Genomic DNA, 24,871 nt, shown 5'->3' on the forward strand with positions numbered 1-24,871 from the left:
GAGCTGGGGGAAGCGTGCAACTGCAAGGCGGAGGAGGGCGTCAACGCGGAGCGTTGGCAACCGACGACAACGCCGCAGATGTGCGTGCCAGGGCCCGCGACTCCAGCAAGATCCGCCAGAAGGGCCCTAGGCGGCTCTCAGCCGTGCAGGTCCACGAGCAGCGGCGGAGCGTGCTCGCCCCGGACGGTGGTGACCGAGAGCACCGCGTGCCCCGGCGGCACCGCGTGCGCCAGGTCGGAGGCCGACCAGCGCTCGCGCTCCACCTTGCGGACGGTGACGGCGTCCGTGGTGACGGCCTTCCCGGTCACCATCTGGCGCGCCTTGTGCAGGGCGCGGGTCAGCGGCTGCTGCGCGAACACCGCGTGCTGCGCGACCTCCTCGGTCTCCACCCACTCCGTGCCCCAGGCCTCCGCGAAGCGCCGCCCGTCCCACGTCGTGACCCCGGAGAACGCCATGCGGCAGCCCACGGCGGCGTACAGCGGGCCCTGCAGGGGCTCGGCGACCTCGCCGATGGTGCGCAGGCCGAGCACCACCCCGGCGTGCGTGGAGCGCAGCCGCTGGATGCCGCGGACGGTCTCGGCGGTGACGGTGCGCGCCGCGTCGTCGAGGACCAGACAGGCGAAGTGGGGGCGCGCCGCCCGGTCCCGTACGACGGAGGTGAACTGGGCGAGCAGCAGCCGGGCGAGCAGCCGGGACGCCTCTTCGTGGCCCCGCTCGGGCAGGTCGACGCGGACCCGCAGCGGGTGGTGCGCGAGCGCCCGTACGGAGAACGGGCGGGCGGCGGCCGGGTCGAAGAAGCCGGAGAAGACCGGGCGGTCCAGGAGGGCGAGGCGGTCGGCGAGCAGCGGGCCCGGGTCGCCGGCCGTGCCGAACTGGCGCTGCCGGGCGTCGAGTTCGCGGCGCATCGCGGAGTCCGCCATGAGCCGCCCCTTGAGGCCGGCGAGGGCCTCGGGGTCGCCTTCCAGGAGTTCGCGCAGCACCGGCACCGCGGGGAATGCGCCGTGCGCCTCGCGGTAGGGGCCGAGGAGCTGGGCGAGGGCGGTGGCGGCGCGCCGGGTGACACCTGGTTCGTCGGCGGACAGGTCGCCGATCAGGCCCTCGGCGAGGAAGGCCGCCGCCTCGTCCGCGTCGGCGGCGTCCGCGTACAGGTCGAGGTCGTGCACCGATGTCCGGTCGCCCGGCCGGACCACCACGTCGTACGCCTCGTCGGGGCCGAGCGGGGTGCCCTTCGCGCAGACCGCCAGCACGGCACACTGCCCGGCGAGCGCCTGGAGCGCCAGGGACTCGACGACGGGGCGCACGACGCCCGCCGTCTTGCCGGCGCCGGGCGGTCCGACGGCGAGGAGCGAGGTGCCGAGCAGGCTCGGGTCGAGGGCGACGCCCGCGCCGCGCAGCGCGTACGGGTTGCGCTCGTCGCTCGCGTAGGTGCCGATCCGCACCTGGCCGACGAGCAGGTCGTGGGCCGCCGCGCGGGCCGGCAGATCACGCTGGCCCGAGGGGTGCGCCCAGGCGCCGGCGCCCTGCTTGAGGACGGTCTTGGCGAAGGTGGCCGGGTCGGTGGTGCGCCGCCAGGCGTGGGTGACGCGGGCGCAGTCGACGTCGTTCATGCGGCCGCCCGCGACCTCGGCGGTGAGCACGTCGGCGGCCTGGTCCTGGCCCGCCTCGCGCAGCTGTTCCCAGGCGGCGCGTGCGGGGGGTGCGGTGGGCCCGGGCGGCGTCTCCTTGTTGCGGCGCGCGGACCAGACCTCCAGCCAGCCGCCGATCCGGGCGAACGGCCACAGGACCGCCGCGGTGATCAGGCCGTACAGAAGGTAGGCGAGCACCGGCACCGTGAAGAAGCCGTAGCCGCCGGTGACGAGGACGACGAGGGAGAGGACCGGGTCGGCGATAGGCAGCGGCCGCCAGCCGAGTCCCAGCGCGTCCGGCCAGACGAACACCAGCACGCCCACCGCGGCGACCGAGGCCACGACGGCGCGGGCGGGCTGAGGCCTGCGGACGACGAAGTGCCGGATGCCCTCGCCCCAGGCCCCGAAGCGTCCCACCAGGTAGACGATGAGGGCGAAGGCGACGCCTTCGTAGACGACGAGTGCGTCCTGCGCCTTGCGGTCGCGGACCGACGTCGTGCCCGGCCACCACCAGCTGTCCGGCGTGAAGATCTTGAGCGGGGCCCACTGGTAGGGCAGCGTGCCGCGCCGCCACAGGCTCCACAGCAGGACACCGACCAGGAACGACAGGCCCATCCACAGCAGCAGCTTGCGGCCGACCGCGGCCGTGTCCTGCTGGGGCGGCCGGGGCTCGTACTCGTACCGCCACACGCCCGGCTGGGCCTTGGGGCGGCGCGCGGCGAGCCACTCGGCCACCGAGCCGCGGGCCGCCGGGGGCGCCTGTCGGGGCATCGGCGGGACGGCCGGGCGGGGCGGCCGCGCGGGGCGCGGCACGGGCGCGGACGCCTGCCGCTCACCGCCACCCGCGTCCTGCGTGCCCTGCGTGCCGCTTTCGCTGTCCATGGCCTAGCCCCCTGAGCTGCCCGGTCCGTCCGTGCCGTGTGCGTCGATCGCGCCTCAATCTAATGCCCGTACCAGGGGAGTTCACCGCATACGCGCCCCATGGGCGGGGACCGGTGCGGCCCGTGCACCGGACCGGACCGGCGACCGCACCGGATCCACACCTGTCCAAGACGGACAACATGCCGCTCCGACCCTGCCCGGATGGAGCATGACCACCCCGCTCCCCCGCCCCTAACCTGCGAGAAACCCCCCGAAAGCAGCCCCGGCGACATCGACACCGAGCCGAGCCCGGGACCGGATCAAGAACCAGGAGTCCCGCATGAGCGACATCCCGCAGGAGCGCCGCGTCCTCACCGCCATCCCCGGCCCGAAGTCGCAGGAGCTGCAGGCCCGGCGCACCGCGGTCGTCGCCGCGGGCGTGGGCTCGACGCTGCCGGTGTTCACCGCCAAGGTCGACCGCGGCATCATCGAGGACGTCGACGGGAACCGCCTCATCGACTTCGGTTCCGGCATCGCCGTGACCTCGGTGGGCGCCTCCGCCGAGGCCGTGGTCCGCCGCGCCTCCGCCCAGCTGCAGGACTTCACGCACACCTGCTTCATGGTCACGCCGTACGAGAGCTACGTCGCGGTCGCCGAGGCCCTCGCGGAGCTGACGCCGGGCGACCACGAGAAGAAGAGCGCGCTCTTCAACTCCGGTGCCGAGGCCGTCGAGAACGCCGTCAAGATCGCCCGCGCCTACACCAAGCGCCAGGCGGTCGTCGTCTTCGACCACGGCTACCACGGCCGTACGAACCTGACGATGGCGCTGACCGCGAAGAACATGCCGTACAAGCACGGCTTCGGCCCGTTCGCCCCCGAGGTCTACCGCGCCCCGCTGGCGTACGGCTACCGCTGGCCGACCGGCGAGGAGAACGCCGGTCCGGAGGCCGCCAAGCAGGCCATCGACCAGATCTCCAAGCAGGTCGGCGCGGACAACGTCGCCGCGATCATCATCGAGCCGGTGCTCGGCGAGGGCGGCTTCATCGAGCCGGCCAAGGGCTTCCTCCCGGCGATCCGCCAGTTCGCCGCCGACAACGGCATCGTCTTCGTCGCGGACGAGATCCAGTCCGGCTTCTGCCGTACAGGCCAGTGGTTCGCGTGCGAGGACGAGGGCATCGTCCCGGACCTGATCACGACCGCCAAGGGCATCGCGGGCGGCCTCCCGCTCGCCGCCGTCACCGGCAAGGCCGAGATCATGGACGCCGCGCACGCGGGCGGCCTCGGCGGCACCTACGGCGGCAACCCGGTGGCCTGCGCCGGTGCGCTCGGCGCCATCGAGACGATGAAGGAGCTCGACCTCAACGCCAAGGCGAAGGAGATCGAGGCGACGATGAAGTCGCGCCTGTCGGCGATGCAGGAGAAGTTCCCGGTCATCGGCGACATCCGCGGCCGCGGCGGCATGATCGCCGTCGAGCTGGTCAAGGACCCCGCGACCAAGGAGCCGCACCCGGAGGCCACCGCCGCCCTCGCCAAGGCCTGCCACGCCGAGGGCCTGCTCGTCCTCACGTGTGGCACCTACGGCAACGTGCTGCGTTTCCTGCCGCCGCTCGTCATCGGCCAGGACCTCCTCAACGAGGGCCTCGACATCATCGAGAACGCCTTCGCGGCGCTCTGAGCCATCACCCGAAAGGCCGCTCCGGCAACAGGAGCCACACCGCTCGATCGTGACGACGCGGACCGCGACGCTTCCGTGACCTGCGACGACGGTCGGGCCGTGTGAAGAAGGTGTGCGAGGCCCATGGGATGTTGCCCAACCGGGTGTCGCACCCTCAGCCCCTGCCGTACGGTTTCTGCAGATGAGAGAAACACCCCGCCCGCGGGAGACCGCGGACGGTACCGGGTCGAGGCCTCCCCAGCTTCGCCCTGGTCGTGCCCTCGCGCACACACCCGGAGCTTCCGGCTCCGGAACTCCTCACCGGTCGGACGGTCGCTCGCCCCAAACCCCCCGGGGCGCGCGACACGCCGGCCAGTTCGGCCGGTTCGGAACTACCCCCCCTGTTCCGAACCGGCCGACCATCTCATCCATCCTCTTCGCAGCGCTCCTCTTCGCCGCACTCACCTGGCAGGTCGCCTCCGACGGCCCCCTGCTCGCGTACGACGAGCGCCTCGGCGACACGATCCGCACCAGCGCGATCCCCTCGGGCCCCGCCGAATTCCTCGCCGACCTCGGCAACATGGCGGTCGCCCTGCCGGTCCTCGCCGTGACCCTCGCGTACGTCACCTGGCGCACCAGGACCCGGCTCCCCGTGATCGCCGCGGCCGTCACGATGTCCCTGGTTCCCACCCTGGTGGCCCCGCTCCAGACCCTCATCGACCGCCCCGGCCCGCCCCCGATGGCCCCGGCGACGGGCTTCTACCCGTCGGGCCACGCGGCGACGGCAGCGGTCGCGTACGGACTGTGCGTCCTGCTGCTGCGTTCCCGCCTGCTGACCCACGGCTGCGTCCTGCTGAACGCGGCCGTGGGCCTGGGACTCGTACGGCAGGGGTATCACTGGCCGGCGGACGTGGTGGGGAGCTGGTGCCTGTCGCTCGTGCTGCTGTCCGCGGCGGCGTACGCGATCAGCCGAAGTAGGCGTCGAAGTTCTTCTGGAACTCCCAGTTGTTGAAGCGGTCCCAGTTCACCGACCACGTCATCAGGCCGCGCAGCGCGGGCCAGGTGCCGTGCGTCGCGTACGAGCCGCAGTTGGTCTTCTTGGTGAGGCAGTCGAGGGCCTTGTTGGTCTCGGCCGGGGAGACGTAGCCGTTGCCGGCCTGGGTGGAGGCCGGCATGCCGATGGCGACCTGGTCGGCGCGCAGCGGCGGGAAGACGTTGTTCGCGTCGCCCGCGACCGGGAAGCCGGTGAGCAGCATGTCGGTCATGGCGATGTGGAAGTCGGCGCCGCCCATGGAGTGGTACTGGTTGTCGAGGCCCATGATCGAGCCGGAGTTGTAGTCCTGGACGTGCAGGAGCGTCAGGTCGTCGCGCAGGGCGTGGATGACCGGGAGGTACGCCCCCGCGCGCGGGTCCTGGCCGCCCCATTTGCCGGTGCCGTAGTACTGGTAGCCGAGCTGGACGAAGAACGTTTCCGGGGCCATGGTCAGGACGAAGTCGCTGCCGTACTTGGCCTTGAGGGTCTTCACCGCCGAGATCAGGTTCACGATCACCGGGGTCTTGGGGTTCTTGAAGTCGGTGTCGTCGGCGTTGAGGGACAGGGAGTGGCCCTCGAAGTCGATGTCGAGGCCGTCGAGGCCGTACTCGTCGATGATCTTGGAGACCGAGGAGACGAAGGTGTCGCGGGCGGCCGTCGTGGTGAGCTGGACCTGGCCGTTCTGGCCGCCGATCGAGATCAGGACCTTCTTGCCCGCCGCCTGCTTGGCCTTGATCGCGGCCTTGAAGTCGGCGTCCGACTCGACGCCCGGGCACTCGGTGGCCGGGCAGCGGTCGAAGCGGATGTCTCCGGAGGTCGTCGAGGTGGGTTCGCCGAAGGCGAGGTCGATGACGTCCCAGCTGTCGGGGACGTCGGCGAGGCGGGTGTAGCCGGCGCCGTTCGCGAAGCTGGCGTGGAGGTAGCCGACGAGGGCGTGTGCCGGGAGGTCGGCGGAGCCTTCGTCGCCGGGGGTCCTGCCCGTCGTCGCGGTGACCGTCGCGGACTTCGCGGACTCGCCCGCGTCGTTCACCGCCGCGACCTGGAAGCTGTACGCGGTCTCGGGCGTGAGGCCCGCGACCGTGGCCGAAGTGCCGGTCACCGTCCGGTCCTTGGCGCCGTTGCGGTAGATCGTGTAGCTCGTGGCGCCGGGGACCGCCGACCAGGACAGGCCGACCGTCGTGGCGGTGACCGTGCCGGTCTTGAGGCCGGTGGGGGCCGCGGGCGGGACCGGGGCCTCGGTCCCCGGGCCGAGCAGGGTGAGGTCGTCGGCGGTGTAGGCGGGGCTGCCGTACCAGCCGTGGGTGTAGATCGTGACCTTGGTGGTGCTCGGGCCTGTCTTGAAAGTCGTCTTGAGCTGCTGCCAGTCGGACGCCGACGGGGTCCAGGTCGACACGTCCGTGGTGCCGGTGCCGCTCGCACCGAGGTAGACGTAGCTGCCGCGGACGTGTCCGGACAGGGTGTACGTGGCGTCGGGCTTGACCGTGACGGTCTGCGCGCACCGGGCGTTGTCGGCGCCGGTCGGCGTGGCCTGGAGCGCCGAACTGCCGCCGTGGACAGGTGAGTTGACGTTTCTGCCCGTTCCGGCCGAGCAGGTCCAGCCGTCCAGGCCGGACTCGAATCCGCCGTTGCGGGCGAGGTCGATGTCGGCGGCGTTCGCGGTGGCGGACAGGGCGGTGAGGCCGGTCGCGGCGAGCGCGGCGGCCGTGAGGCTCGTGAGGAGCCCGCGGAACCTGCCGGTTCCGTGGGATCTGCGGGGTCTGGAGCGGGACATGGCTGCCTCCGGGCATGGCGGGGAAACGGGCACGGTGGAGCGCGCCCAACTTGGTCCAGACCAATTGAGTTGTCAAGGGTCGGGCATCCGCCGCCCGCCCACTACTCCCCCGTCTCTCTTGCCAGTTGGGCCGCCGCCTCGTGCATCGCGAGCTCCAGGATGGCGGGGTCCGTGAGCGTGCCCGAGCCGTCCGGCGGCACCAGCCAGCGCACGCCGCCCGCGAGCCTGCCCGGGTACGGCGCCACGATCCAGGAGCCGCTCCCCACCGCGCGCACCCCGGTGCCGAGCCATCGGGCGGCCGTGCCCGCCGGCACGAAGAAGCCCATGCGGGCGGCGCCGAAGTCCGCCAGCACGGGCCCCGGCCTGTCGATCACCCGGCGCAGCACGTCGAGCGTCGGATAGCCGAGCTCCCCCGGCAGGATCAGCACGTCCCACCGCTCGCCCGCGGGCAGCAGCGCCACCCCGTGCGGATTGCGTTCCCACTCCCAGCGGCAGGCGTCCGGATCCGGTGCCACGGATACCAGCCACTCGACAGCGGCCTTGTCCCCCGAGCCAGTCATGCGGGGTCCTCCTCGTTCAGATCGACGCTGATCGTCACGAACGAGAGGGGGAAGCGGCCCGGGCATTACGCGACTTCGGTTACCTGAAGGTAGTGAATTTCCGAAGCCGCGTACGACCAGGGCGTACGCCGGGTGATCAAAGGCAGGCGCACTCGTACCCTCGGGGCATGTACGAAGGCGAGAAGGCGCAGATCCAGGCGGCGATCAACGGGGAGCTGCGGCTGCTCGACCCCGGCGTACGGGCGTCCGACGCGGAGGTGACGGCGCTGCTCGACCCGGAGTTCACGGAGTTCGGCGCGTCCGGGCGGCGTTGGGGCCGGGAGTCGATCCTGGAGGCGACCGGAGCGGAGCCGGGGCCGCCGGTGCGGGTCACGGGGATGCGGGGGACGCTGCTCGCGCCCGGCGTCGTCCATCTGACGTTCCACACGGACGACGACGGGCGCCGCGCGCACCGGAGTTCGGTGTGGCGCCGCCACCCGGAGGCCGGGTGGCGGCTGTACTTCCATCAGGGGACGCTCACGGCGGACGAGAGCGCCTGACCGGCGGCGCCCCCAAGGCGCTAGCTGTCGAACAGGGCCCTAACTGTCGAAGCCCAGGCCCACCGTGTCCATCGCCTTCAGCCACAGGTTGCGGCGGCCGCCGTTCGCGTCGGCGCGGGCGAGGGACCACTTGGTGAGCGCGATGCCCGTGGCAGCGAACGGCTCGGGCGGGAACGGGAGCGGCTTCTTGCGGACCATCTCGAGCTCCGTACGCTCCGTGCGCTCGCCCGAGAGGAGGTCGAGCATCACGTCCGCGCCGAAGCGTGTCGCGCCGACGCCGAGGCCGGTGTACCCGGCGGCGTACGCCACCCGGCCCGCGTGCGCGGTGCCGAAGAACGCCGAGAAGCGGGAGCAGGTGTCGATCGCGCCGCCCCACGCGTGCGTGAAGCGCAGCCCCTCCAACTGCGGGAAGCAGGTGAAGAAGTGGCCGGCCAGCTTCGCGTACGTCTCCGGGCGGTGGTCGTGCTCGGCCCGCACCCGGCCGCCGTACGGGTAGATCGCGTCGTAGCCGCCCCACAGGATCCGGTTGTCCGCGGAGAGCCGGAAGTAGTGGAACTGGTTGGCGGAGTCGCCGAGGCCCTGCCGGTTCTTCCAGCCGACCGCGGCCAGCTGCTCCGTGCTCAGCGGCTCCGTCATCAGCGCGTAGTCGTACACCGGGACCGTGTACGCGCGGGTCCGCTTGACCAGCGACGGGAAGACGTTCGTGGCCAGCGCGGCGTGCCGGGCGAAGACCCGGCCGTACGGGGTGCGGACCGCGACCCCGGCGCCGTTCGAGGACAGGTCCGTGGCCGGGGTGTTCTCGTAGATCCGCACGCCGAGGTCGGCGCAGGCCCGCTTGAGGCCCCACGCCAGTTTCGCCGGGTTCAGCATCGCGACGCCGTGCCGGTCGTACATGGCCCCGAGGAAGGTGGGTGACGCGACCTGTTCGCGGGTCTCGTCCGCGTCGAGGAGTTCGACGCCGTCGGCAAGGCCGGCCTCGGCCAGCTCCGCGTGGAACTCGCGCAGTTCGGCGACCTGGTGGGGCTGCGTCGCCACGTCCAGCTCGCCGGTGCGCTCGAAGTCGCAGTCGATGGAGTAGCGGGCGACCGCCGCCTCGATGGCGTCGAGGTTGGCGGCGCCCAGCTCCTCCAGCTTCTTGATCTCGTCCGGCCAGCGGGCGAGCCCGTTGGCCGTGCCGTGCGTGAGGGAGGCGGCGCAGAACCCGCCGTTGCGCCCGGAGGCCGCCCAGCCGATCTCGCGGCCCTCGACGAGGACCACGTCGCGTCCGGGGTCGCGCTCCTTGGCGATGAGCGCGGTCCACAGTCCGCTGTAGCCGCCGCCGACGACCAGGAGGTCGCAGCGCTCGTCGCCGGTCAGTGCGGCGCGGGCCTCGGGCCTGCCGGGGTCGTCGAGCCAGTACGCGACCGGCTTGGCGTCGGCGAGTGAATTCGTCCAGCGATTCATGGCGCGTGCGGCCATGATTCCAACTCCCTCAGAAATGCGAGTAGTTCACCATGCGAGTGGTTCAGGAAACCTTGTTCTTGCGCTTCCCGATGGTCATTGCAGCCAGCACACACAGTACGGCGACCAGGAACATGGCCGTACCGATGACATTGATCTGAACGGGCGTTCCGCGCTGCGCCGAACCCCAGACGAACATGGGGAAGGTGACGGTCGAGCCCGCGTTGAAGTTCGTGATGATGAAATCGTCGAAGGACAGCGCGAAGGCGAGCAGCGCGCCCGCCGCGATACCGGGCGCCGCGATCGGCAGGGTGACCCTCAGGAACGTCTGCACCGGGCCCGCGTACAAATCCTGCGCCGCCTGCTCCAGGCGCGGGTCCATCGACATCACGCGCGCCTTCACCGCCGTCACCACGAAGCTGAGGCAGAACATGATGTGGGCGATGAGGATCGTCCAGAAGCCCAGCTGGGCGCCCATGTTGAGGAAGAGCGTGAGCAGCGAGGCCGCCATCACGACCTCCGGCATCGCCATCGGCAGGAAGATCAGCGAGTTGATCGCGCCGCGCGCCCTGAACCGGTAGCGGACGAGCGCGAAGGCGATCATCGTGCCGAGGACCGTCGCGCCGATGGTGGCCCACAGCGCGATCTGGAGGCTCAGCGAGAGCGATCCGCACATGTCGGCGACGCCGCACGGGTTCTTCCAGGCGTCCGTCGAGAATTCCTGCCACTCGTAATTGAAGCGGCCCTTCGGTTTGTTGAAGGAGAAGACCGTCACGACGAGGTTCGGCAGCAGGAGATAGCCGAGCGTGATCAGGCCCGCAATGACGACGAGATTCTTTCGCAGCCAGCGCATCAGACGAGGTCCTCCGTCCCGGAACGACGGATGTAGAAGGTGACCATGAAGAGAATGGCCGCCATGAGGATGAAGGAGAGCGCCGCCGCCGTCGGATAGTCGAGAACGCGCAGGAACTGCGTCTGGATGACGTTTCCGACCATGCGGGTGTCGGTGGAGCCGAGCAGGTCGGCGTTCACGTAGTCACCGGCCGCGGGGATGAAGGTGAGCAGCGTTCCGGACACGACGCCCGGCATCGACAGCGGGAACGTCACCTTGCGGAACGTCGTCACCGGCGACGCGTACAGGTCGCCCGCCGCCTCGTGCAGCCGGCCGTCGATCCGCTCCAGCGAGGTGTAGAGCGGCAGGATCATGAACGGCAGGAAGTTGTACGTGAGTCCGCACACCACCGCGAGCGGGGTGGCGAGCACTCTGCTGCCGTCGGTCATGCCGAGCCAGCTCGTGACGTCGAGGACGTGCAGCGAGTTGAGCACGCCCACGACCGGGCCGCCGTCCGCGAGGATCGTCTTCCACGCGAGCGTACGGATCAGGAAGCTGGTGAAGAACGGGGCGATCACCAGGATCATGATGAGGTTGCGCCAGCGGCCCGCGCGGAACGCGATGAGGTACGCGAGCGGGTAGCCGAGCAGCAGGCACAGGATCGTGGCGAGGCCCGCGTACAGGACGGACCTGAGGAACTGCGGGTAGTACTCGGACAGCGCGTCCCAGTACGTGGCGAAGTGCCAGGTGACCTTGAAGCCGTCCTCGAGGGAGCCCTGCTGCACCGAGGTCGACGCCTGGTAGACCATCGGCAGGGCGAAGAAGACGACCAGCCAGAGGATGCCGGGCAGCAGCAGCCAGTACGGGACGAGGCGGCCGCGCTTGCGGGGCTTGCGCGGCTCTTCCGTGGGAGCGGGCGCCGCCGGGGGCGCGTCGGAGAGTGTCGTGCTCATGCGGCGGCGTCCTCCGAGACCTTGGCCGCGCCGGCCGCGATGTCCTGGGCCGCGTCGAGCCCGAAGCTGTGCGCGGGGTTCCAGTGCAGGACGACCTCGGCGCCGGGCGCGAGGCGGCTGTCGCGCTCGATGTTCTGCGCGTAGACCTCGAAGGAGTCGCTCAGCGGGCTGTCGATGACGTACTGGGTGGAGACGCCGATGAAGCTGGAGTCGGCGATCTTCCCGGTGATGCGGTTGCGCCCGTCGGGGATCTCGCCCGCGTCGTCGGCGTGCGTGAGCGAGATCTTCTCGGGGCGCACGCCGAGGAGCAGCTTGTCGCCGATCGACGTGGTGCGCGCGGAGTTGCGGCCGGCGGGCAGGACGAGTTTGCCGTCGCCCGCCTTGAGGGTGAGGTCGTCGCCGGCCCGGCCCGCGATCTCGGCCTCGATGAAGTTCGAGGTGCCGAGGAAGTTCGCGACGAACGTCGACCCCGGGTTCTCGTACAGGTCGGTGGGGGCGCCGAGCTGTTCGACAGAGCCCGCGTTCATCACGGCGACGGTGTCGGCCATCGTCATGGCCTCCTCCTGGTCGTGCGTGACGTGCACGAACGTGATGCCGACCTCGGTCTGGATGCGCTTGAGCTCCAGCTGCATCTGGCGGCGCAGCTTGAGGTCGAGGGCGCCGAGCGGCTCGTCGAGCAGCAGCACCTTGGGGTGGTTGATGAGCGCGCGGGCCACGGCGACGCGCTGCTGCTGGCCGCCGGAGAGCTGCTGCGGCTTCTTGCGGATGTGCTCGCCGAGCTGCACCAGGTCGAGCATCTCCTCGACCTGCTTCTTCACGGACTTGATGCCGCGGCGGCGCAGGCCGAAGGCGACGTTCTCGTAGATGTCTAGGTGCGGGAAGAGCGCGTACGACTGGAAGACGGTGTTCACCGGGCGCTTGTACGGGGGCAGGGACGTCACGTCCTGGTCGCCGAGGTGCACGGTGCCCGTGGTCGGGTCCTCGAGCCCGGCGATCATGCGCAGCGTCGTGGTCTTCCCGCAGCCGGAGGCGCCGAGCAGCGCGAAGAACGAGCCCTGGGGCACGGTGAGGTCGAGCGGCTGGACGGCGGTGAAGCCGTTGTCGTACGTCTTGCTGATGCCGGAGAGACGGACGTCTCCGCCGGTCTCCGACGTCGTGAGGGTCGTCATGGTGAGTCCAAGGAGTCGGTACGGGCAGGGGCGGTGCCGGACGAGGGCGAAGGAGGGGCCGAGGTGGTTCAGCCGCCCGTGAGCTGGGCGAACTTCTGCTCGAACGCCGTCTCTTCCTTGGCCGTCAGGGAGCGGAAGCCGTGCGCCTTCGCCGACATCTCCTTGTCGGGGACGATCAGCGGGTCGTTCGCGACGTCCTTGTCGATCTTGGCGAGTTCCGGCTTGACGATGCCGGTCTCCAGCGGCGAGACGTAGTTGATCCACGCGGCCAGCTCGGCGCCGACCGCCGGCTCGTAGTAGTAGTCCATGAGCTTCTCGGCGTTCGTCTTGTGACGTGCCTTGTTGGGGACCAGCATGTTGTCGGTCGACGAGATGTAACCGGCGTCCGGGATCGCGAACTTGACGTGCGGGTTGTCCGCCTGGAGCTGCACGACGTCACCGGCCCACGCGAGGCAGGCCGCGAGGTCGCCCTTGGAGAGGTCGGAGATGTAGTCGTTGCCGGTGAAACGGCGCACCTGCTTGCTGTCGACGGCCTTCTGCACGCGGGCGATCGCGGCGTCGAAGTCGTCGGCCTTGAAGGTGCGCGGGTCCTTGCCCATGTCGATCAGCGTCATGCCGATCGTGTCGCGCATCTCGGAGAGCAGCCCGACCTTCCCCTTGAGCTTGGGATCGTCGAGGAGCTGCGAGACCGAGGTGATCTCCTTGCCGCCGGTGGCCTTGGTGTTGTACGCGATGACCGTCGCGATGCCCTGCCAGGGGTAGGAGTAGGCGCGGCCCGGGTCCCAGTCGGGGTTGCGGAACTGGGTGGCCAGGTTGCTGTACGCGTGCGGCAGGTTGGCCGCGTCGAGCTTCTGCACCCAGCCGAAGCGGATGAGCCGCGCGGCGAGCCAGTCGGTGAGGACGATGATGTCGCGGCCGGTGTCCTGGCCCGCCGCGAGCTGCGGCTTGATCTTCCCGAAGAACTCGACGTTGTCGTTGATGTCCTCGGTGTACTTGACCTTGATGCCGGTGCGTTTGGTGAACGCCTCCAGCGACGGGCGGCGCTTCTCGTCGTCGCTCATGTCGATGTACTCGGTCCAGTTGGAGAAGTTGATGGTCTTCTCCTTGGCCGAGTGGTCCTCGGACGAGATGCCGCCCGAGGACTTGCTCGCCGCGGGGATGCCGCAGCCGGTGAGGGCGCCGAGCCCGCCGACGGCGAGCGCTCCGCCGGCCGAGGCCCGCATCAGGGAACGGCGGGACATCGCTGCCCTGCCGTTCCTGAAGCTGCGGTGCATGGCGGCCAGTTGGGCCGGGGACAAACGGTCGGGCTCGTACTGCTCCATGCGCGTGGTTGCCCTTTCGGGAGATTGGCGGCCGTCGGTCGGTACGGCCTGATTGCTATCGGTCCCCGAAGATCGTGCGGTGCCAGTCCTTGCGCACCACCGCTGTGTTGTCGAACATGACGTGCTTGATCTGCGTGTACTCGTCGAAGGAGTACGCGGACATGTCCTTGCCGAAGCCGGACGCCTTGTAGCCGCCGTGCGGCATCTCGCTGAGGATCGGGATGTGGTCGTTGACCCACACGCAGCCCGCCTTGATCTCACGCGTGGCGCGGTTCGCGCGGAACACGTTGGTGGACCAGGCGGAGGCGGCGAGCCCGTAGGGGGTGTCGTTGGCGAGCGCGATGCCCTCGTCGTCGCTGTCGAACGGCAGCACGACAAGCACGGGACCGAAGATCTCGGACTGGACGGCCTCGCTGTCCTGCGCGGCGTCGGCGATGAGGGTCGGCTTGTAGTACGCGCCGTCCGCGAGGTCGCCGCCGGGGGCCTCGCCGCCCGTCACCACGCGCGCGTAGCCGCGGGCCCGGTCGACGAAGGCGGCGACGCGGTCGCGCTGGGCGTGCGAGATGAGCGGGCCGAGGTCGGTGTCCTCGGCGAACGGGTCGCCAAGCCTGACGGTCTCCATCAGGGCCGCCGTCCTCTCCACGAAGGCGTCGTAGAGCGGGCGCTGCACGTACGCGCGCGTGGCGGCGGTGCAGTCCTGGCCGGTGTTGATGAGGGAGCCGGCGACCGCGCCGTGCACGGCGGCGTCGAGGTCGGCGTCGTCGAACACGAGGAACGGCGCCTTGCCGCCCAGCTCCAGGTGGATCCGCTTCACGGTGGCCGTGGCGATCTCGGCGACCCGCTTGCCGACGCCCGTGGAGCCGGTGAAGGAGGTCATGGCGACGTCCGGGTGGCCGACGAGGTGCTCACCGGCGTCGCGGCCCGCGCCGCTGATGACGTTGACGACGCCGTCCGGGAGGCCCGCCTCGGTGGCGGCCTGCGCGAAGAGCAGCGAGGTGAACGGGGTCAGCTCGGCGGGCTTCAGGACGATCGTGTTGCCCGCGGCGATGGCGGGGAGCACCTTCCAGGCGGCCATCTGGAGCGGGTAGTTCCACGGCGCGATGGAGCCGACGACACCGATGGGCTCGCGGCGCACGTACGAGGTGTGGTCGGCGCTGTACTCGCCCGCGGACTGCCCCTGGAGGTGGCGGGCGGCGCCGGCGAAGAACGCGGCGTTGTCGACGGAGCCGGGCACGTCGAACTCGCGGCTCAGCTTGAGCGGCTTGCCGCACTGCAACGACTCGAGGCGGGCGAACTCCTCCGCCTTCTCGTCCAGCACGGCGGCGAACCGGTGCATGGCGTCGGACCGCTCGCCGGGCGTGGCCCCCGACCAGCCGGGGAAGGCCGCGCGGGCGGCGGCGACGGCGGCGTCCACGTCGGCGGTGCCCGCCAGTTCGTACGTGTAGACCTCCTCGCCGGTGGCCGGGTCGACGACGGCGTGGGTGCGTCCCGACGTGCCCTTGACGAGACGGCCCGCGACGAAGTTCGCGCCGTCCGCGAAGAGTTCCTTTGCCAGTGCGGCCACGTTCTTGGCCGAGGCGGGGTGATCCGAGGTGGGGTGGTGCATGAGTGCTCGCTCTCGCTTCTCCTGCGTCGCCCGGGTCCCGAGGGTGTCCTGAGGGTGTCCCGAGGGCCGACGTAGCTCCAGCCGTAGCTCCAGCTCGATTTGAGTGCCGATCCTGACAGAGGACCCCAGCGCCAACAAGTGATTCCGTTGTTGCCTTTTGGTTACGCGACGGAATCTGTCGACCAGGTGTCGAGTCCCCCTGGAAAACGCAGGACGGATTGTCAGTAGTGGATGCCAGACTCCCGTGTATGGAGATCAACAGTAGGGAATCGCTGGTCGCGGCCCTGGCGGCGGGGACAGGCGTGAAGTACCTGCACTTCTGGGGGCACACACCGCGCAAGGACGGTGTGATCGGGGCGAGCTGCCTCAGCCAGTGGTGGCCCTCGCCGTTCACCGTGGAGGGCGTGGAGTACGCGACGGCGGAGCACTGGATGATGGCGGCGAAGGCCCGTCTGTTCGGTGACGCGGAGGCGGAGCGCCGCGCGCTGTCGGCGGGGCATCCGGCGGAGGCCAAGAAGGCGGGGCGCCTGGTGCGCGGCTTCGACGGCGCGGTGTGGGAGCGGGAGCGCTTCGGCGTGGTCGTCGAGGGGAGCGTCCACAAGTTCGCCTCGGATCCGGCGCTGCGGGAGTTCCTGGCCACGACGGGCGACCGGGTCCTGGTGGAGGCGAGTCCGATGGACCGGGTGTGGGGCATCGGGATGGCGGCGGACGACGCGGGCGCGTCCGATCCGCAGGCGTGGCGGGGGCTGAATCTGCTGGGGTTCGCGCTGATGGCGGCGAGAGAGCGGCTGCGCTGAGCCCACCCCTGGATCAGGAGGGCGACTCACCCCAGGAGCACGGCGATCCCGACGCCGATCGCCGACAGCAGGCCGCCCACGCCGCAGATGAGCCCGCCCAGCGCCGGCCCGCCGTTGGTCGCGAACCCTCGCCCGGCCCGGCGCCTGCCGATCACGCCGAAGATCACCGCGAGCACACCCGTCACCATCGCGAGGGGCCACAGCAGGAAGCCGACCGCGGTGACGATGCCGAGCACCAGGGCCGCGGTGCCGATCCCGTTGCGGGGCGGTACGGCCCCGGGCGCGCCTTGACCGTACGCGTACCAGTACGCCCGGTAGGCGTACGGCCCAGGGCCCTCGGGCCCGATGGGCGGTGGCGGCACGGGCTCGTCCGGCGCCGCGTACGGGTTGGCGTACCCGTACGCGGAGGGCGCCGGCGGTGTGCGCCACGGGTCGTACTCGCTCATCCGCTCATGCTAGGCACCCGCGCCGCGCGGGCGATCTCCCCGCATACGATGACGAGGACCCCGATCAGCCGATCACCCAAGTTCCTGGGGAGGAAACCGTGAGCCAGAGCCCGAGTCACAGCCAGAGCCCGAGTCAGAGCCTGGAAGCCTTCATCACCGGGCTGCCGAAGGCCGAACTGCACGTCCACCACGTGGGCTCCGCCTCCCCCAGGATCGTCTCGGAGCTCGCGGCCCGGCACCCCGACTCGAAGGTCCCGACCGACCCCGAGGCACTGGCCGAGTTCTTCACGTTCACGGACTTCGCGCACTTCATCCAGGTGTACCTGTCGGTGGTCGACCTGATCCGCACGCCGGAGGACGTCCGCCTCCTCACGTACGAGATCGCCCGCGACATGGCCCGGCAGAACGTGCGGTACGCGGAGCTCACCCTCACCCCCTTCTCCTCCACCCGCCGCGGCATCGACGCCCGCGGCTTCATGGAGGCGATCGAGGACGCCCGCAAGTCGGCGGAGGCCGAGTTCGGCACGGTGCTGCGCTGGTGCTTCGACATCCCCGGCGAGGCGGGTCTGGAGTCGGCGGAGGAGACGGCGCGGCTCGCCACGGACGACAGGCTGCGGCCGGAGGGCCTGGTGTCGTTCGGCCTCGGCGGGCCCGAAGTCGGTGTCCCGCGGCCGCAGTTCAAGCCGTACTTCGACCGGGCGCGGGCGGCGGGCCTGCGGTCGGTGCCGCACTCGGGCGAGACGACCGGGCCCGAGTCCGTGTGGGACGCGCTGAACCATCTGGGCGCCGAGCGCATCGGCCACGGCACGTCGTCGGCCCGGGACCCGAAGCTCCTCGCGCACCTCGCCGAGCGCGGCATCCCGCTGGAGGTGTGCCCGACGTCCAACATCGCGACGCGCGCGGTCCGCACCCTCGACGAGCACCCGCTCAAGCAGTTCGTCGACGCGGGCGTGACGGTCACCATCAACTCGGACGACCCGCCGATGTTCTCCACGGACCTCAACACTGAGTACGCGGTGGCGGCCCGCCTCCTCGGCCTCGACGAGCGGGGCGTGGCGGAGCTCGCCAAGAACGCGGTGCGGGCGTCGTTCCTCGACGAGGCGGGCAAGGCGCGGATCGCCGCGGAGATCGACACGTACACGCGGAACTGGCCGACGGCCGGCTGAGCCCGCAGGTCACAATGGGGCCATGCGCACCGTGACTGCCGTGGCCCACCGAGGCGACCCCTACCGCGTCCGCGAGAACACCCTCCCGTCCCTGCGCTCCGCGCTTCAGCGGGGCGCGGACGCGGTGGAGATCGACGTACGACTGACGCGGGACGCGGTCCCGGTCCTGCTCCACGACTCCACCCTTGAGCGCCTGTGGGAGCACGAACGCCCGCTGTCCGCGCTCTCCTGCGACGAGGTGCGCGGTCTGACGGAGGACGGGGTGCCCACGCTCGCGGACGCCCTGGAGGTGTGCCGGGACGCCCGCGTCATGATCGACCTGCCGGGCGCGGACACCCGTACGGTGCGCACGGTCGTCGGCGCCGTGCGCGACTGCGGCGCCGAGGAGCGGGTCTACTACTGCGCGGGCGCCCAGACGATGCTGAAGGTGCGCGCCGCGGCGCCCTCCGCGGAGATCGCGCTCACCTGGACGTCCCTGGCGCCGCCCCGCCCCGCCGTCCTCGCGGCCCTCACGCCCCGCTGGCTCAACTACCGCTTCCCGCTGGTGACCCGGGAGCTCGCGGCCAAGGTGCACCGGGACGGCTACCTGCTGTCGGCCTGGACCCCGGACACCAGGCGCTCGATGCGGCGGCTGCTCGACATCGGCGTCGACTCGATCACGACGAACCGGGTCGACGTCCTGACGTCGGTGCGCGGCGAGGACTGAGGGACCCCTAGGGGGCGGCCAGGCCGCGATCCAGGGTCGGGATCATCCCGCGCGACGAGCTGCCGCGGCGAGCCGGAGCCGAGGATGGTCCGTGTCGGCCCGACCGGGCCAACTCCCCTGCCAGGAGGCCCCCTTGAAGCGCCGTCTCGCCCTCACCCTGTCCACCGCGCTCGTCCTCGGCGCCGTCGCGGCGCCCCTCGCCGCGGCGGCCGTCCCGGCGCGGGCCACCGTGGCACCCGCCGGTACTCATGGCGCTCCCGACGCGAAGGCGCTGGCCTCGGCGCTCACGGGCCTGCCGGACGACGACGCCACCGCCGCCCTCGTCCGGGTCGGCGGCACCGGAGGTTCCTGGCACGGGGCCGCGGGCGTACGGGATACGCACAGCGGCGCGAAGGCCCTGGAGCACGCGCGGTTCCGTGCGGGATCGACCACGAAGGTGGCGACGGCGGCCACCGTGCTGCGGCTCGCCGCCGACGGACGGGTCGACCTGGACGCGCCGGTGCAGCGCTACCTTCCCGGGCTCTTCCGCGGCACCGCCTTCCAACAGCCCATCTCGGTGCGGCAGTTGCTCAACCACACCAGCGGGATACCGGCCGGTGACGGCTGGGGGAACTCGTTCGCCGACCAGTACGCGCACCGCTTCGACGTCATCACGCCCCGGCAGGTCGCGGTCTCGGCGCTCGCCAAAACCCCCTCCTTCGCGCCAGGCACCCGCCAGCAGTACCTCAACATCAACTACACACTGCTCGGGCTGCTCGTGGAGAAGGTGACCGGCGACTCCTACGCGCAGGCGGCGACCCGCCTCGTCCTGCGCCCGGCCGGGATGCGGCACACGTACTTCCCCGGCACCGACCGCCGGATCCACGGCGCGCACAATCGGGGCTACCAGTCGGCGGACGGCGAGCTCGTCGACGTGACGGAGTGGGTCCAGGCCGACCGGACGGCGGCGGGCGACATGATCTCCACGACCGCCGACCTGGAGCGGCTGCTCACCGGGCTCTTCCGGGGCCGGATCGTGCCCGCGCCGCAGCTGGAGGAGATGTTCACGCTGCCGGCCGGGGTGCCCGGTGCCACGATGAGCGCGGGCCTGCAGAGGATCGAGGTCGGCGACCGCGTGTACTGGGGCAAGTCCGGTTCGCGGTACGGCTACAGCGCCGGGATCGCCGCCGCCCGCGACCTGTCCCGGACGGCCGTCTACTCGGTCAACTCCACGGACGCGAAGGGTGAGGGAATGAACCCCGTCGTCCAGCGCATCATCATGGCTGCGACCCGCGACGCGACCTGACGACCCGATGCGCCACCCCGTGCGACACGGCCGTCGCCGCGGCCGCCCAGGCGACCCCGGCCACGACGTCCCGGGCCCGCCCCGGCCGCAGCACCCCGGCCTTCTTCAGCCGCCGCCGCGCCCACACGGTGAACGGCACGACGAGCACCGGCGAGGTCACGACACCCGGCGTGTAACCACGCACAGCGACCGCCTGCCCGATGTGCAGCAGCCCGTGCGCCCCGAACCCGTTCAGCATGACCTGGTACGCGGCGCTTCGGCCCCCACTCACCCACCCGGCGACGGCCCCCGCTCCCACGATCCCGGCCATGACACCGACAGCGGCAGCGAACTCCCGCTCGTCAACCCCCTCCATGCCCCGCCACACCCGCTCGGGCACCCCCGGCCACCGCTCACGCAGCCGCGGCACGTTCTCCCGGACCCAGCGCGGAGCGGTGAGCACCTCTTCGGCATCGTGCAGCGCCCAGGCGGCGAACAGCCCGAGGGTCACGCCACGACCGATCGCCCCTTCCTCATCCACCATGCACCCGACCCTATCGTTGTCCGGTCAACTCCCTTGTATTCAGAGGCATATGAGGGTGACCCTCAAAGTGCCGTCGGGAGGGGGAAGTGCTCATGGGCGCTGGGATCGAAGGTGCGACATTCGACCTCAAGGAACTCTTCGGCCACGCCAGATATGACATCGAGTACTACCAGCGTGAGTACGCCTGGTCCGCCGACGACGTCCGGACTCTTGTCGCCGACCTGCTGGACACCTTCAACCCTTCCTGGTCACCAGGCCAACGCCACCGTCGCGACGAGAACGACACGTTCTTCCTCGGCCCCTTCGTGTACGCCCAGGAACGGGAAGAGGACAACGTCCGCTTTCTCGTGGACGGACAGCAGCGCTTCACCACGTTGCACCTGCTCTTCCTGCACCTGTACCGCCGGGCGCGCGAGCTGCCGAGCAGCCGGGAGACCGAGTTCAAGCTGGACCGCGTGATAACTGAGCACGGCCCTGGCAAGGACCACATATTCCGTATCGACATCGACGAACGACGCCCCGCCCTGGAAGCGCTCTACCGCGACCGCCCGTACGAGGTTCCGCTCGGAGCCTCGCTGTCCGTGCGCAACCTCCACGCTCGCAGCACACAGATGGACGAACTCCTGGCTGAACGCCTCGAAGCCGAGCACATTCCCCAGTTCGTGGACTGGCTACTGAGCAAGGTCCAACTCGTCGGGATCAAAGCACCCTCGCGAAGCGTCGGCTTCAGAATCTTCGAGTCGATGAACGACCGAGGCGCCCGACTCACCTCCGTCGACCTCCTCAAGAGCTACCTGCTCTCCAATGTCCGGGCCGGCGAGGAAGAACTGAACAAGCAGTGGCGCCACATGCTGGCCGAACTCACTGGAGTCCGCGGCGACTCGGACGCGCCTCGCGCCTTTCTCAGGGCGGCGCTCCTCGCACGCCACGCGGAGTTCCATGAAGGCGAGACGGCAGCCGCCGAATCCGACAGCGAATCAATCGACACCGCGCTGAACATCTGGGTACGCAGGAACGCACGCCGCATCGGGCTGCGCGGCCCGGACGACTACTTCCGATTCGTCGAGGACCTCATCGACCTGGCGCGTCACCACCGCACTTTCCTGAAGGCATGCAAACAGCCGTATGAGCAGCAAGGACTGGCCACCCTCTACTACAATGACACCAATGGCCTCACAGACCAGATGGCGCTGATCCTGGCGGCGATCCAACCCCATGAGATCGACACCACGGCGAAGGAGAAGGCTGCGCTGGTGGCCAATTTCCTCGATCTGCTCTTCGTGGACCGCGCCGTGCGGGACGAGCCTTTGCTCACCAAGGACTTCGAGCCCCTCTTGCACCGGCTGATTCCTCGGTTGCGCGCCTGCCGAACCACAATGGACGTATCGGAACTGCTGTCCAGCGAGCTGCCGCCGCCGGACTCGTTCGCGGCGGTGGAGACGTTCGGCATGCGGGGCAACAACAAAGCACAAGTGCGTTACCTGCTCGCTCGGCTGACAACCTACGTGGAGACCGGCTGCGAGCGCCGTGCCGACATCACGGACTACCTGAGCCCCGACCGAACGTGGCAGATTGAGCACTTGTACGCGAACCACCCCAAGCGCCATGCCAGTGACAATATCGACGAGGTCACCTTCCGCGCCTGGCGCAACCGGCTCGGCGTCCTCGTCCTGCTGACCGCGTCGGACAACGCCAGCTACGGCGACCTGCCGCTCGCCGAGAAGACGCAACGCCTGTACGCGCGGCAGAACGTCCTCACCGCCGTTCTGTCCCCCGGCTACCGCAGGAACGCCACAGCCGTGAAAAGGTTCGTCGAGGCGAACCCGGCAATCGCGTCGTCGTTCCGTGAATTCGGTGGTTCGGGCATGGCGGAAGTCGTGCGCGTACGCGGCATGCTGTACCGACGGCTGTGCGAGCGAATCTGGGACCCCGAGGCCCTCGGCTTCCAACGCACGCCGCCGACGGAGGCCGACGGCGCCCCGCACTCCCCGACTGCGCAGCCTTCTGCTCCGCACATGGCACGCCCCCGCCTCAAGACACAGCTCGCCCATCTGATGCGGTGCGGCGTACTGCCGCCGGGGACACGCCTCGAAGCGAGCCACCGAGGACGCACACACGTGGCGGTGGTCGACGGCGACGGCTACCTGACGCTGGAGAGCGGCGACCGCTATTCCACCGGCGACGAGGCAGGCATGGTCGTACGTGGCACAAAGCAGTGCTCGGGCATGGCGTTCTGGCACGTCGCGACCCCGGACGGCGCCCGGCGGTCTTTACGAGAGGTCCGTGCACAAGCCCAGAGTGATGGCCTACTCAACGGGTCCCGACGCCGTTGAGCCGCACCGCGACTCCGTTGTATGTGGTCTCTGGCGTGGGCGGAGTCGTGAAACGGGCGTTGACCAAGTAGAGGCGATTCCCGAAACGGGCCGCCGTGGAGGGTACATCGAACCGGGGGTCGGTGATGAGGCGGACCAGTGTGGCCGTCGTCTCCTCGGCGTCCAGGCGCAGCACCGCGATGCGGTTGAGTCGGTTCTGGACCACGTACAGGAGGGGGCCGACTCGCAGCAGTCCATCGCCGTTCACGACGTCCGGCAGACCGACGATGTCGACGAGTGTGGCGTGCCCCGTCCCGGTGTCCACCCGGTACAGGCGGCCCTGGGCCGAGCTGACGACGATCAGGTCGCGGCCGTCTCCGGTGGCGACGAGGCCATTGGCGTTGTTGGCGTCGGGGACGAGTTCCCAGTCGCCGCGCAGCTTGAGTCGCCGGACGGCACCGCCCTTCAGCACGTAGAGGTAGCTGTCACGCGAATCCGTGAACCACGCGCCGCCACGGGTCAAGACGACATCATTGATGAAGTGGCCGGTGGTGGACGTGAATTGATGCGTGGCGACCAGCTTGCCCGTGCTGGTGTCGATCACGCGGGCGCTTCCTCCGCCGCCCCCGGCCACGTACAGCAGGCCCGCCTCGTCGACCTTCATGCCGAGCGACACCAGCCCCGCCCCTCCCGGCCACAGCACACCACCGCGTCCGGTGCGCAGATCGACGCGGAGGATCCGGCCGTCGACGCGTGAGCCCATGTACGCGTACGGGGCACGGCCGACAGCGATCCCCTCGGGCTGGAAACCGTTCGGTAGCGGGAACTCCACGGGCCAGGAGGCCGCCTCGGCGCTGCCTGCCTGCATGGCAGTGGCGATGACGGCTGCCGCGGCGGCGGTCAGTACGGTGCGGCGGGGTGGCGTGCGAGCGGATTCGACCATGACGTACCTCCGTCGGTTGGGACGGTAGGCAGCATCGCATTCACGGGTTCTCCACAACAGACCACGCACCAATGCACGCCCCGTTTCAGCCTCTCCCCCGGGGTCACAGCCCCGCGATCCTGTTCCACCGCTTCGAGAACTCCGTCCGCTCCGACGCCCTGATGTCCCGGGCGATCGCCAGCCGGGAGCGCATCCGGTCGTCGGGGAAGATCAGCGGGTCCTCGGCGAGTTCGGCGGTCTCCTTGTCCTTGGAGGAGGCGAGGACGTCGCGCGCCGCCGGCACCGGGCAGACGTAGTTGACCCAGGCCGCCAACTCCGCGGCGACCTCCGGCTCGTAGTAGTAGTCGATCAGGCGCTCGGCGTTGGCCTTGTGGTCCGCGAGGTTGGGGATCATCAGGGATTCCGCCCAGAGCTCGGCGCCCTCCTCCGGGACGACGAACTCGATGTCCGGGTTGTCGGCCTGGAGCTGGATGATGTCGCCGCTGTACGCCTGGCAGGCCAGGACGTCGCCGCTGGAGAGGTCCTTGATGTAGTCATTGCCGGTGAAGCGGCGGATGTGCTTCGCCTTCACCAACTTCTCGACCTGGTCGCAGACCTTGTCGAAGTCGGCGCCCGTCCACTTGGTGATGTCGACGCCGTTGCCCTGCATGAGGAGCGCGAAGGACTCGTCGAGGCCGGAGAGGAGGGTGACGCGGCCCGCCAGGTCCTTGGCCCACAGGTCGGAGACGTGCTTGATCTCGCGGCCCAGCTTCCGCTTGTTGTACGCGATGCCGGTGATGCCGGACTGCCACGGCACGGTGTACTTGCGGCCCGGGTCGAAGGCGGGGGAACGCAGCAGCGGGTCGAGGTACTTGGTGACGTTCGGCTGGTGGGCGCGGTCCATCTCCTGGACCCAGCCGAGCCGCACGAAGCGCGAGCACATCCAGTCGGAGATGACGATGAGGTCGCGGTCGGTCTTCTGGTGGTTCATCAGCGACGGGCTGATCTTGCCGAAGAACTCGTCGTTGTCGTTGATCTCTTCGGTGTACTTGACCTGGATCCCGGTCTGCTTCTCGAACGCGTCGAGGCTGGGCCGCTTCGACGGATTGTCGTCGTCGACGTCGATGTAGAGAGGCCAGTTGGCCCAGGTGAGCCGCTTGTCGGCGGAGAGGTCCTTGGCGCCGCGGTCCCCCGGCGAGACGTACGCCGCGGGCACCCCGCAGCCGGCGACGAGGCCGCCGACCGTCGCGGCCGCGGCACCACCGCCCAGGGCGCGCAGCAGGGAACGACGGGTGACCTGGGGAGTTATCGGATTCGCTCGCACGAACTCAGCCTCTCTCCGGGCGACT

Annotated in this window: 21 protein-coding genes; 8 read left to right on the forward strand and 13 right to left on the reverse strand. The window is 70.3% G+C overall.

All coding sequences use genetic code 11. The features are described 5' to 3' along the window. Positions 1–137 precede the first annotated feature (137 nt). A complete protein-coding gene (locus ACFV9W_RS16815; protein WP_385761044.1) occupies positions 138–2,507 on the reverse strand; it encodes an ATP/GTP-binding protein in 2,370 nt (789 codons plus the stop codon). Between the two features lie 319 nt (positions 2,508–2,826). Between ACFV9W_RS16815 and gabT the strand changes: the two genes are divergently transcribed. Together gabT and ACFV9W_RS16825 are read left to right on the forward strand one after the other, a co-directional pair. After that, positions 2,827–4,161 carry a 4-aminobutyrate--2-oxoglutarate transaminase gene (gabT, locus tag ACFV9W_RS16820; protein ID WP_385761047.1) on the forward strand — a complete coding sequence of 445 codons (1,335 nt, stop codon included), beginning with the start codon at positions 2,827–2,829 and terminating at the stop codon, positions 4,159–4,161. Positions 4,162–4,720: 559 nt separating this feature from the next. After that, positions 4,721–5,152 carry a phosphatase PAP2 family protein gene (locus tag ACFV9W_RS16825; protein ID WP_385761050.1) on the forward strand — a complete coding sequence of 144 codons (432 nt, stop codon included), beginning with the start codon at positions 4,721–4,723 and terminating at the stop codon, positions 5,150–5,152. Here the strand turns inward: ACFV9W_RS16825 and ACFV9W_RS16830 are convergent. Both ACFV9W_RS16830 and ACFV9W_RS16835 read right to left on the reverse strand, forming a co-directional pair. After that, positions 5,106–6,944, reverse strand: a complete 1,839-nt coding sequence (locus ACFV9W_RS16830; RefSeq protein WP_385761053.1) for a chitinase — start codon at positions 6,942–6,944, stop codon at positions 5,106–5,108. The two genes, ACFV9W_RS16825 and ACFV9W_RS16830, sit on opposite strands and share 47 nt — an antisense overlap. 101 nt (positions 6,945–7,045) lie before the next feature. Beyond that, positions 7,046–7,504: a hypothetical protein gene (locus tag ACFV9W_RS16835; protein ID WP_385761055.1), complete on the reverse strand. Its 459-nt coding sequence runs from the start codon at positions 7,502–7,504 to the stop codon at positions 7,046–7,048. A gap of 167 nt (positions 7,505–7,671) precedes the next feature. Here ACFV9W_RS16835 and ACFV9W_RS16840 point away from each other — a divergent pair, with 167 nt between their 5' ends. Beyond that, positions 7,672–8,043 (forward strand): DUF4440 domain-containing protein, encoded by a 372-nt coding sequence (locus tag ACFV9W_RS16840; RefSeq protein ID WP_385761058.1) that lies wholly within the window; start codon positions 7,672–7,674, stop codon positions 8,041–8,043. 39 nt (positions 8,044–8,082) lie between these two features. On the opposite strand, the gene ACFV9W_RS16845 is transcribed toward ACFV9W_RS16840, so the two are convergent. From ACFV9W_RS16845 to ACFV9W_RS16870, 6 genes are all read right to left on the reverse strand, one after another. Next, entirely contained in the window at positions 8,083–9,501 is a 1,419-nt protein-coding gene (locus tag ACFV9W_RS16845; protein WP_385761061.1) for an NAD(P)/FAD-dependent oxidoreductase, read from the reverse strand. A 46-nt stretch (positions 9,502–9,547) separates the two neighbouring features. Then, positions 9,548–10,336 carry an ABC transporter permease gene (locus tag ACFV9W_RS16850; protein WP_385761064.1) on the reverse strand — a complete coding sequence of 263 codons (789 nt, stop codon included), beginning with the start codon at positions 10,334–10,336 and terminating at the stop codon, positions 9,548–9,550. Then, positions 10,336–11,268, reverse strand: coding sequence for an ABC transporter permease (locus ACFV9W_RS16855; protein ID WP_385761067.1), 933 nt, complete (start codon positions 11,266–11,268; stop codon positions 10,336–10,338). The genes ACFV9W_RS16850 and ACFV9W_RS16855 overlap by 1 nt, the downstream gene beginning before the upstream one ends. Next, positions 11,265–12,437, reverse strand: coding sequence for an ABC transporter ATP-binding protein (locus tag ACFV9W_RS16860; RefSeq protein WP_385761070.1), 1,173 nt, complete (start codon positions 12,435–12,437; stop codon positions 11,265–11,267). The genes ACFV9W_RS16855 and ACFV9W_RS16860 overlap by 4 nt, the downstream gene beginning before the upstream one ends. Positions 12,438–12,505: 68 nt before the next feature. Next, entirely contained in the window at positions 12,506–13,759 is a 1,254-nt protein-coding gene (locus ACFV9W_RS16865) for a spermidine/putrescine ABC transporter substrate-binding protein (RefSeq protein WP_385761074.1), read from the reverse strand. Between the two features lie 55 nt (positions 13,760–13,814). Beyond that, complete coding sequence (locus tag ACFV9W_RS16870; RefSeq protein ID WP_385761076.1) at positions 13,815–15,365, reverse strand: gamma-aminobutyraldehyde dehydrogenase; 1,551 nt, start codon at positions 15,363–15,365, stop codon at positions 13,815–13,817. A gap of 248 nt (positions 15,366–15,613) precedes the next feature. On the opposite strand from ACFV9W_RS16870, the gene ACFV9W_RS16875 reads away from it, so the two are divergent. Then, positions 15,614–16,162, forward strand: coding sequence for an NADAR family protein (locus ACFV9W_RS16875; RefSeq protein WP_385761079.1), 549 nt, complete (start codon positions 15,614–15,616; stop codon positions 16,160–16,162). A 26-nt stretch (positions 16,163–16,188) separates the two neighbouring features. On the opposite strand, the gene ACFV9W_RS16880 is transcribed toward ACFV9W_RS16875, so the two are convergent. Next, on the reverse strand, positions 16,189–16,608 hold the full coding sequence (locus tag ACFV9W_RS16880; RefSeq protein ID WP_385761081.1) for a DUF4190 domain-containing protein: 420 nt from the start codon (positions 16,606–16,608) through the stop codon (positions 16,189–16,191). A gap of 98 nt (positions 16,609–16,706) precedes the next feature. Here ACFV9W_RS16880 and ACFV9W_RS16885 point away from each other — a divergent pair, with 98 nt between their 5' ends. The 3 genes from ACFV9W_RS16885 (at position 16,707) to ACFV9W_RS16895 (ending at position 19,765) form a co-directional block, all read left to right on the forward strand. Beyond that, positions 16,707–17,774 carry an adenosine deaminase gene (locus tag ACFV9W_RS16885; protein ID WP_385761083.1) on the forward strand — a complete coding sequence of 356 codons (1,068 nt, stop codon included), beginning with the start codon at positions 16,707–16,709 and terminating at the stop codon, positions 17,772–17,774. A gap of 22 nt (positions 17,775–17,796) precedes the next feature. Continuing rightward, complete coding sequence (locus ACFV9W_RS16890; protein WP_385761086.1) at positions 17,797–18,480, forward strand: glycerophosphodiester phosphodiesterase; 684 nt, start codon at positions 17,797–17,799, stop codon at positions 18,478–18,480. A 133-nt stretch (positions 18,481–18,613) separates the two neighbouring features. Beyond that, on the forward strand, positions 18,614–19,765 hold the full coding sequence (locus tag ACFV9W_RS16895) for a serine hydrolase domain-containing protein (RefSeq protein WP_385761088.1): 1,152 nt from the start codon (positions 18,614–18,616) through the stop codon (positions 19,763–19,765). Here the strand turns inward: ACFV9W_RS16895 and ACFV9W_RS16900 are convergent. After that, positions 19,737–20,288: an HXXEE domain-containing protein gene (locus tag ACFV9W_RS16900; protein ID WP_385761091.1), complete on the reverse strand. Its 552-nt coding sequence runs from the start codon at positions 20,286–20,288 to the stop codon at positions 19,737–19,739. The two genes, ACFV9W_RS16895 and ACFV9W_RS16900, sit on opposite strands and share 29 nt — an antisense overlap. 92 nt (positions 20,289–20,380) lie before the next feature. Here ACFV9W_RS16900 and ACFV9W_RS16905 point away from each other — a divergent pair, with 92 nt between their 5' ends. Next, complete coding sequence (locus ACFV9W_RS16905) at positions 20,381–22,621, forward strand: DUF262 domain-containing protein (protein WP_385761094.1); 2,241 nt, start codon at positions 20,381–20,383, stop codon at positions 22,619–22,621. Here the strand turns inward: ACFV9W_RS16905 and ACFV9W_RS16910 are convergent. Further along, the gene (locus tag ACFV9W_RS16910; protein ID WP_385761097.1) at positions 22,599–23,543 is read right to left on the reverse strand and encodes an SMP-30/gluconolactonase/LRE family protein; all 945 of its coding nucleotides are present in this window, start codon (positions 23,541–23,543) and stop codon (positions 22,599–22,601) included. The genes ACFV9W_RS16905 and ACFV9W_RS16910 overlap by 23 nt on opposite strands. A 103-nt stretch (positions 23,544–23,646) precedes the next feature. Continuing rightward, positions 23,647–24,846: a spermidine/putrescine ABC transporter substrate-binding protein gene (locus ACFV9W_RS16915; protein ID WP_385761100.1), complete on the reverse strand. Its 1,200-nt coding sequence runs from the start codon at positions 24,844–24,846 to the stop codon at positions 23,647–23,649. Positions 24,847–24,871 lie beyond the last annotated feature (25 nt).

Source organism: Streptomyces sp. NPDC059897, from assembly GCF_042730865.1.
Classification (GTDB): Bacteria; Actinomycetota; Actinomycetes; order Streptomycetales; family Streptomycetaceae; genus Streptomyces.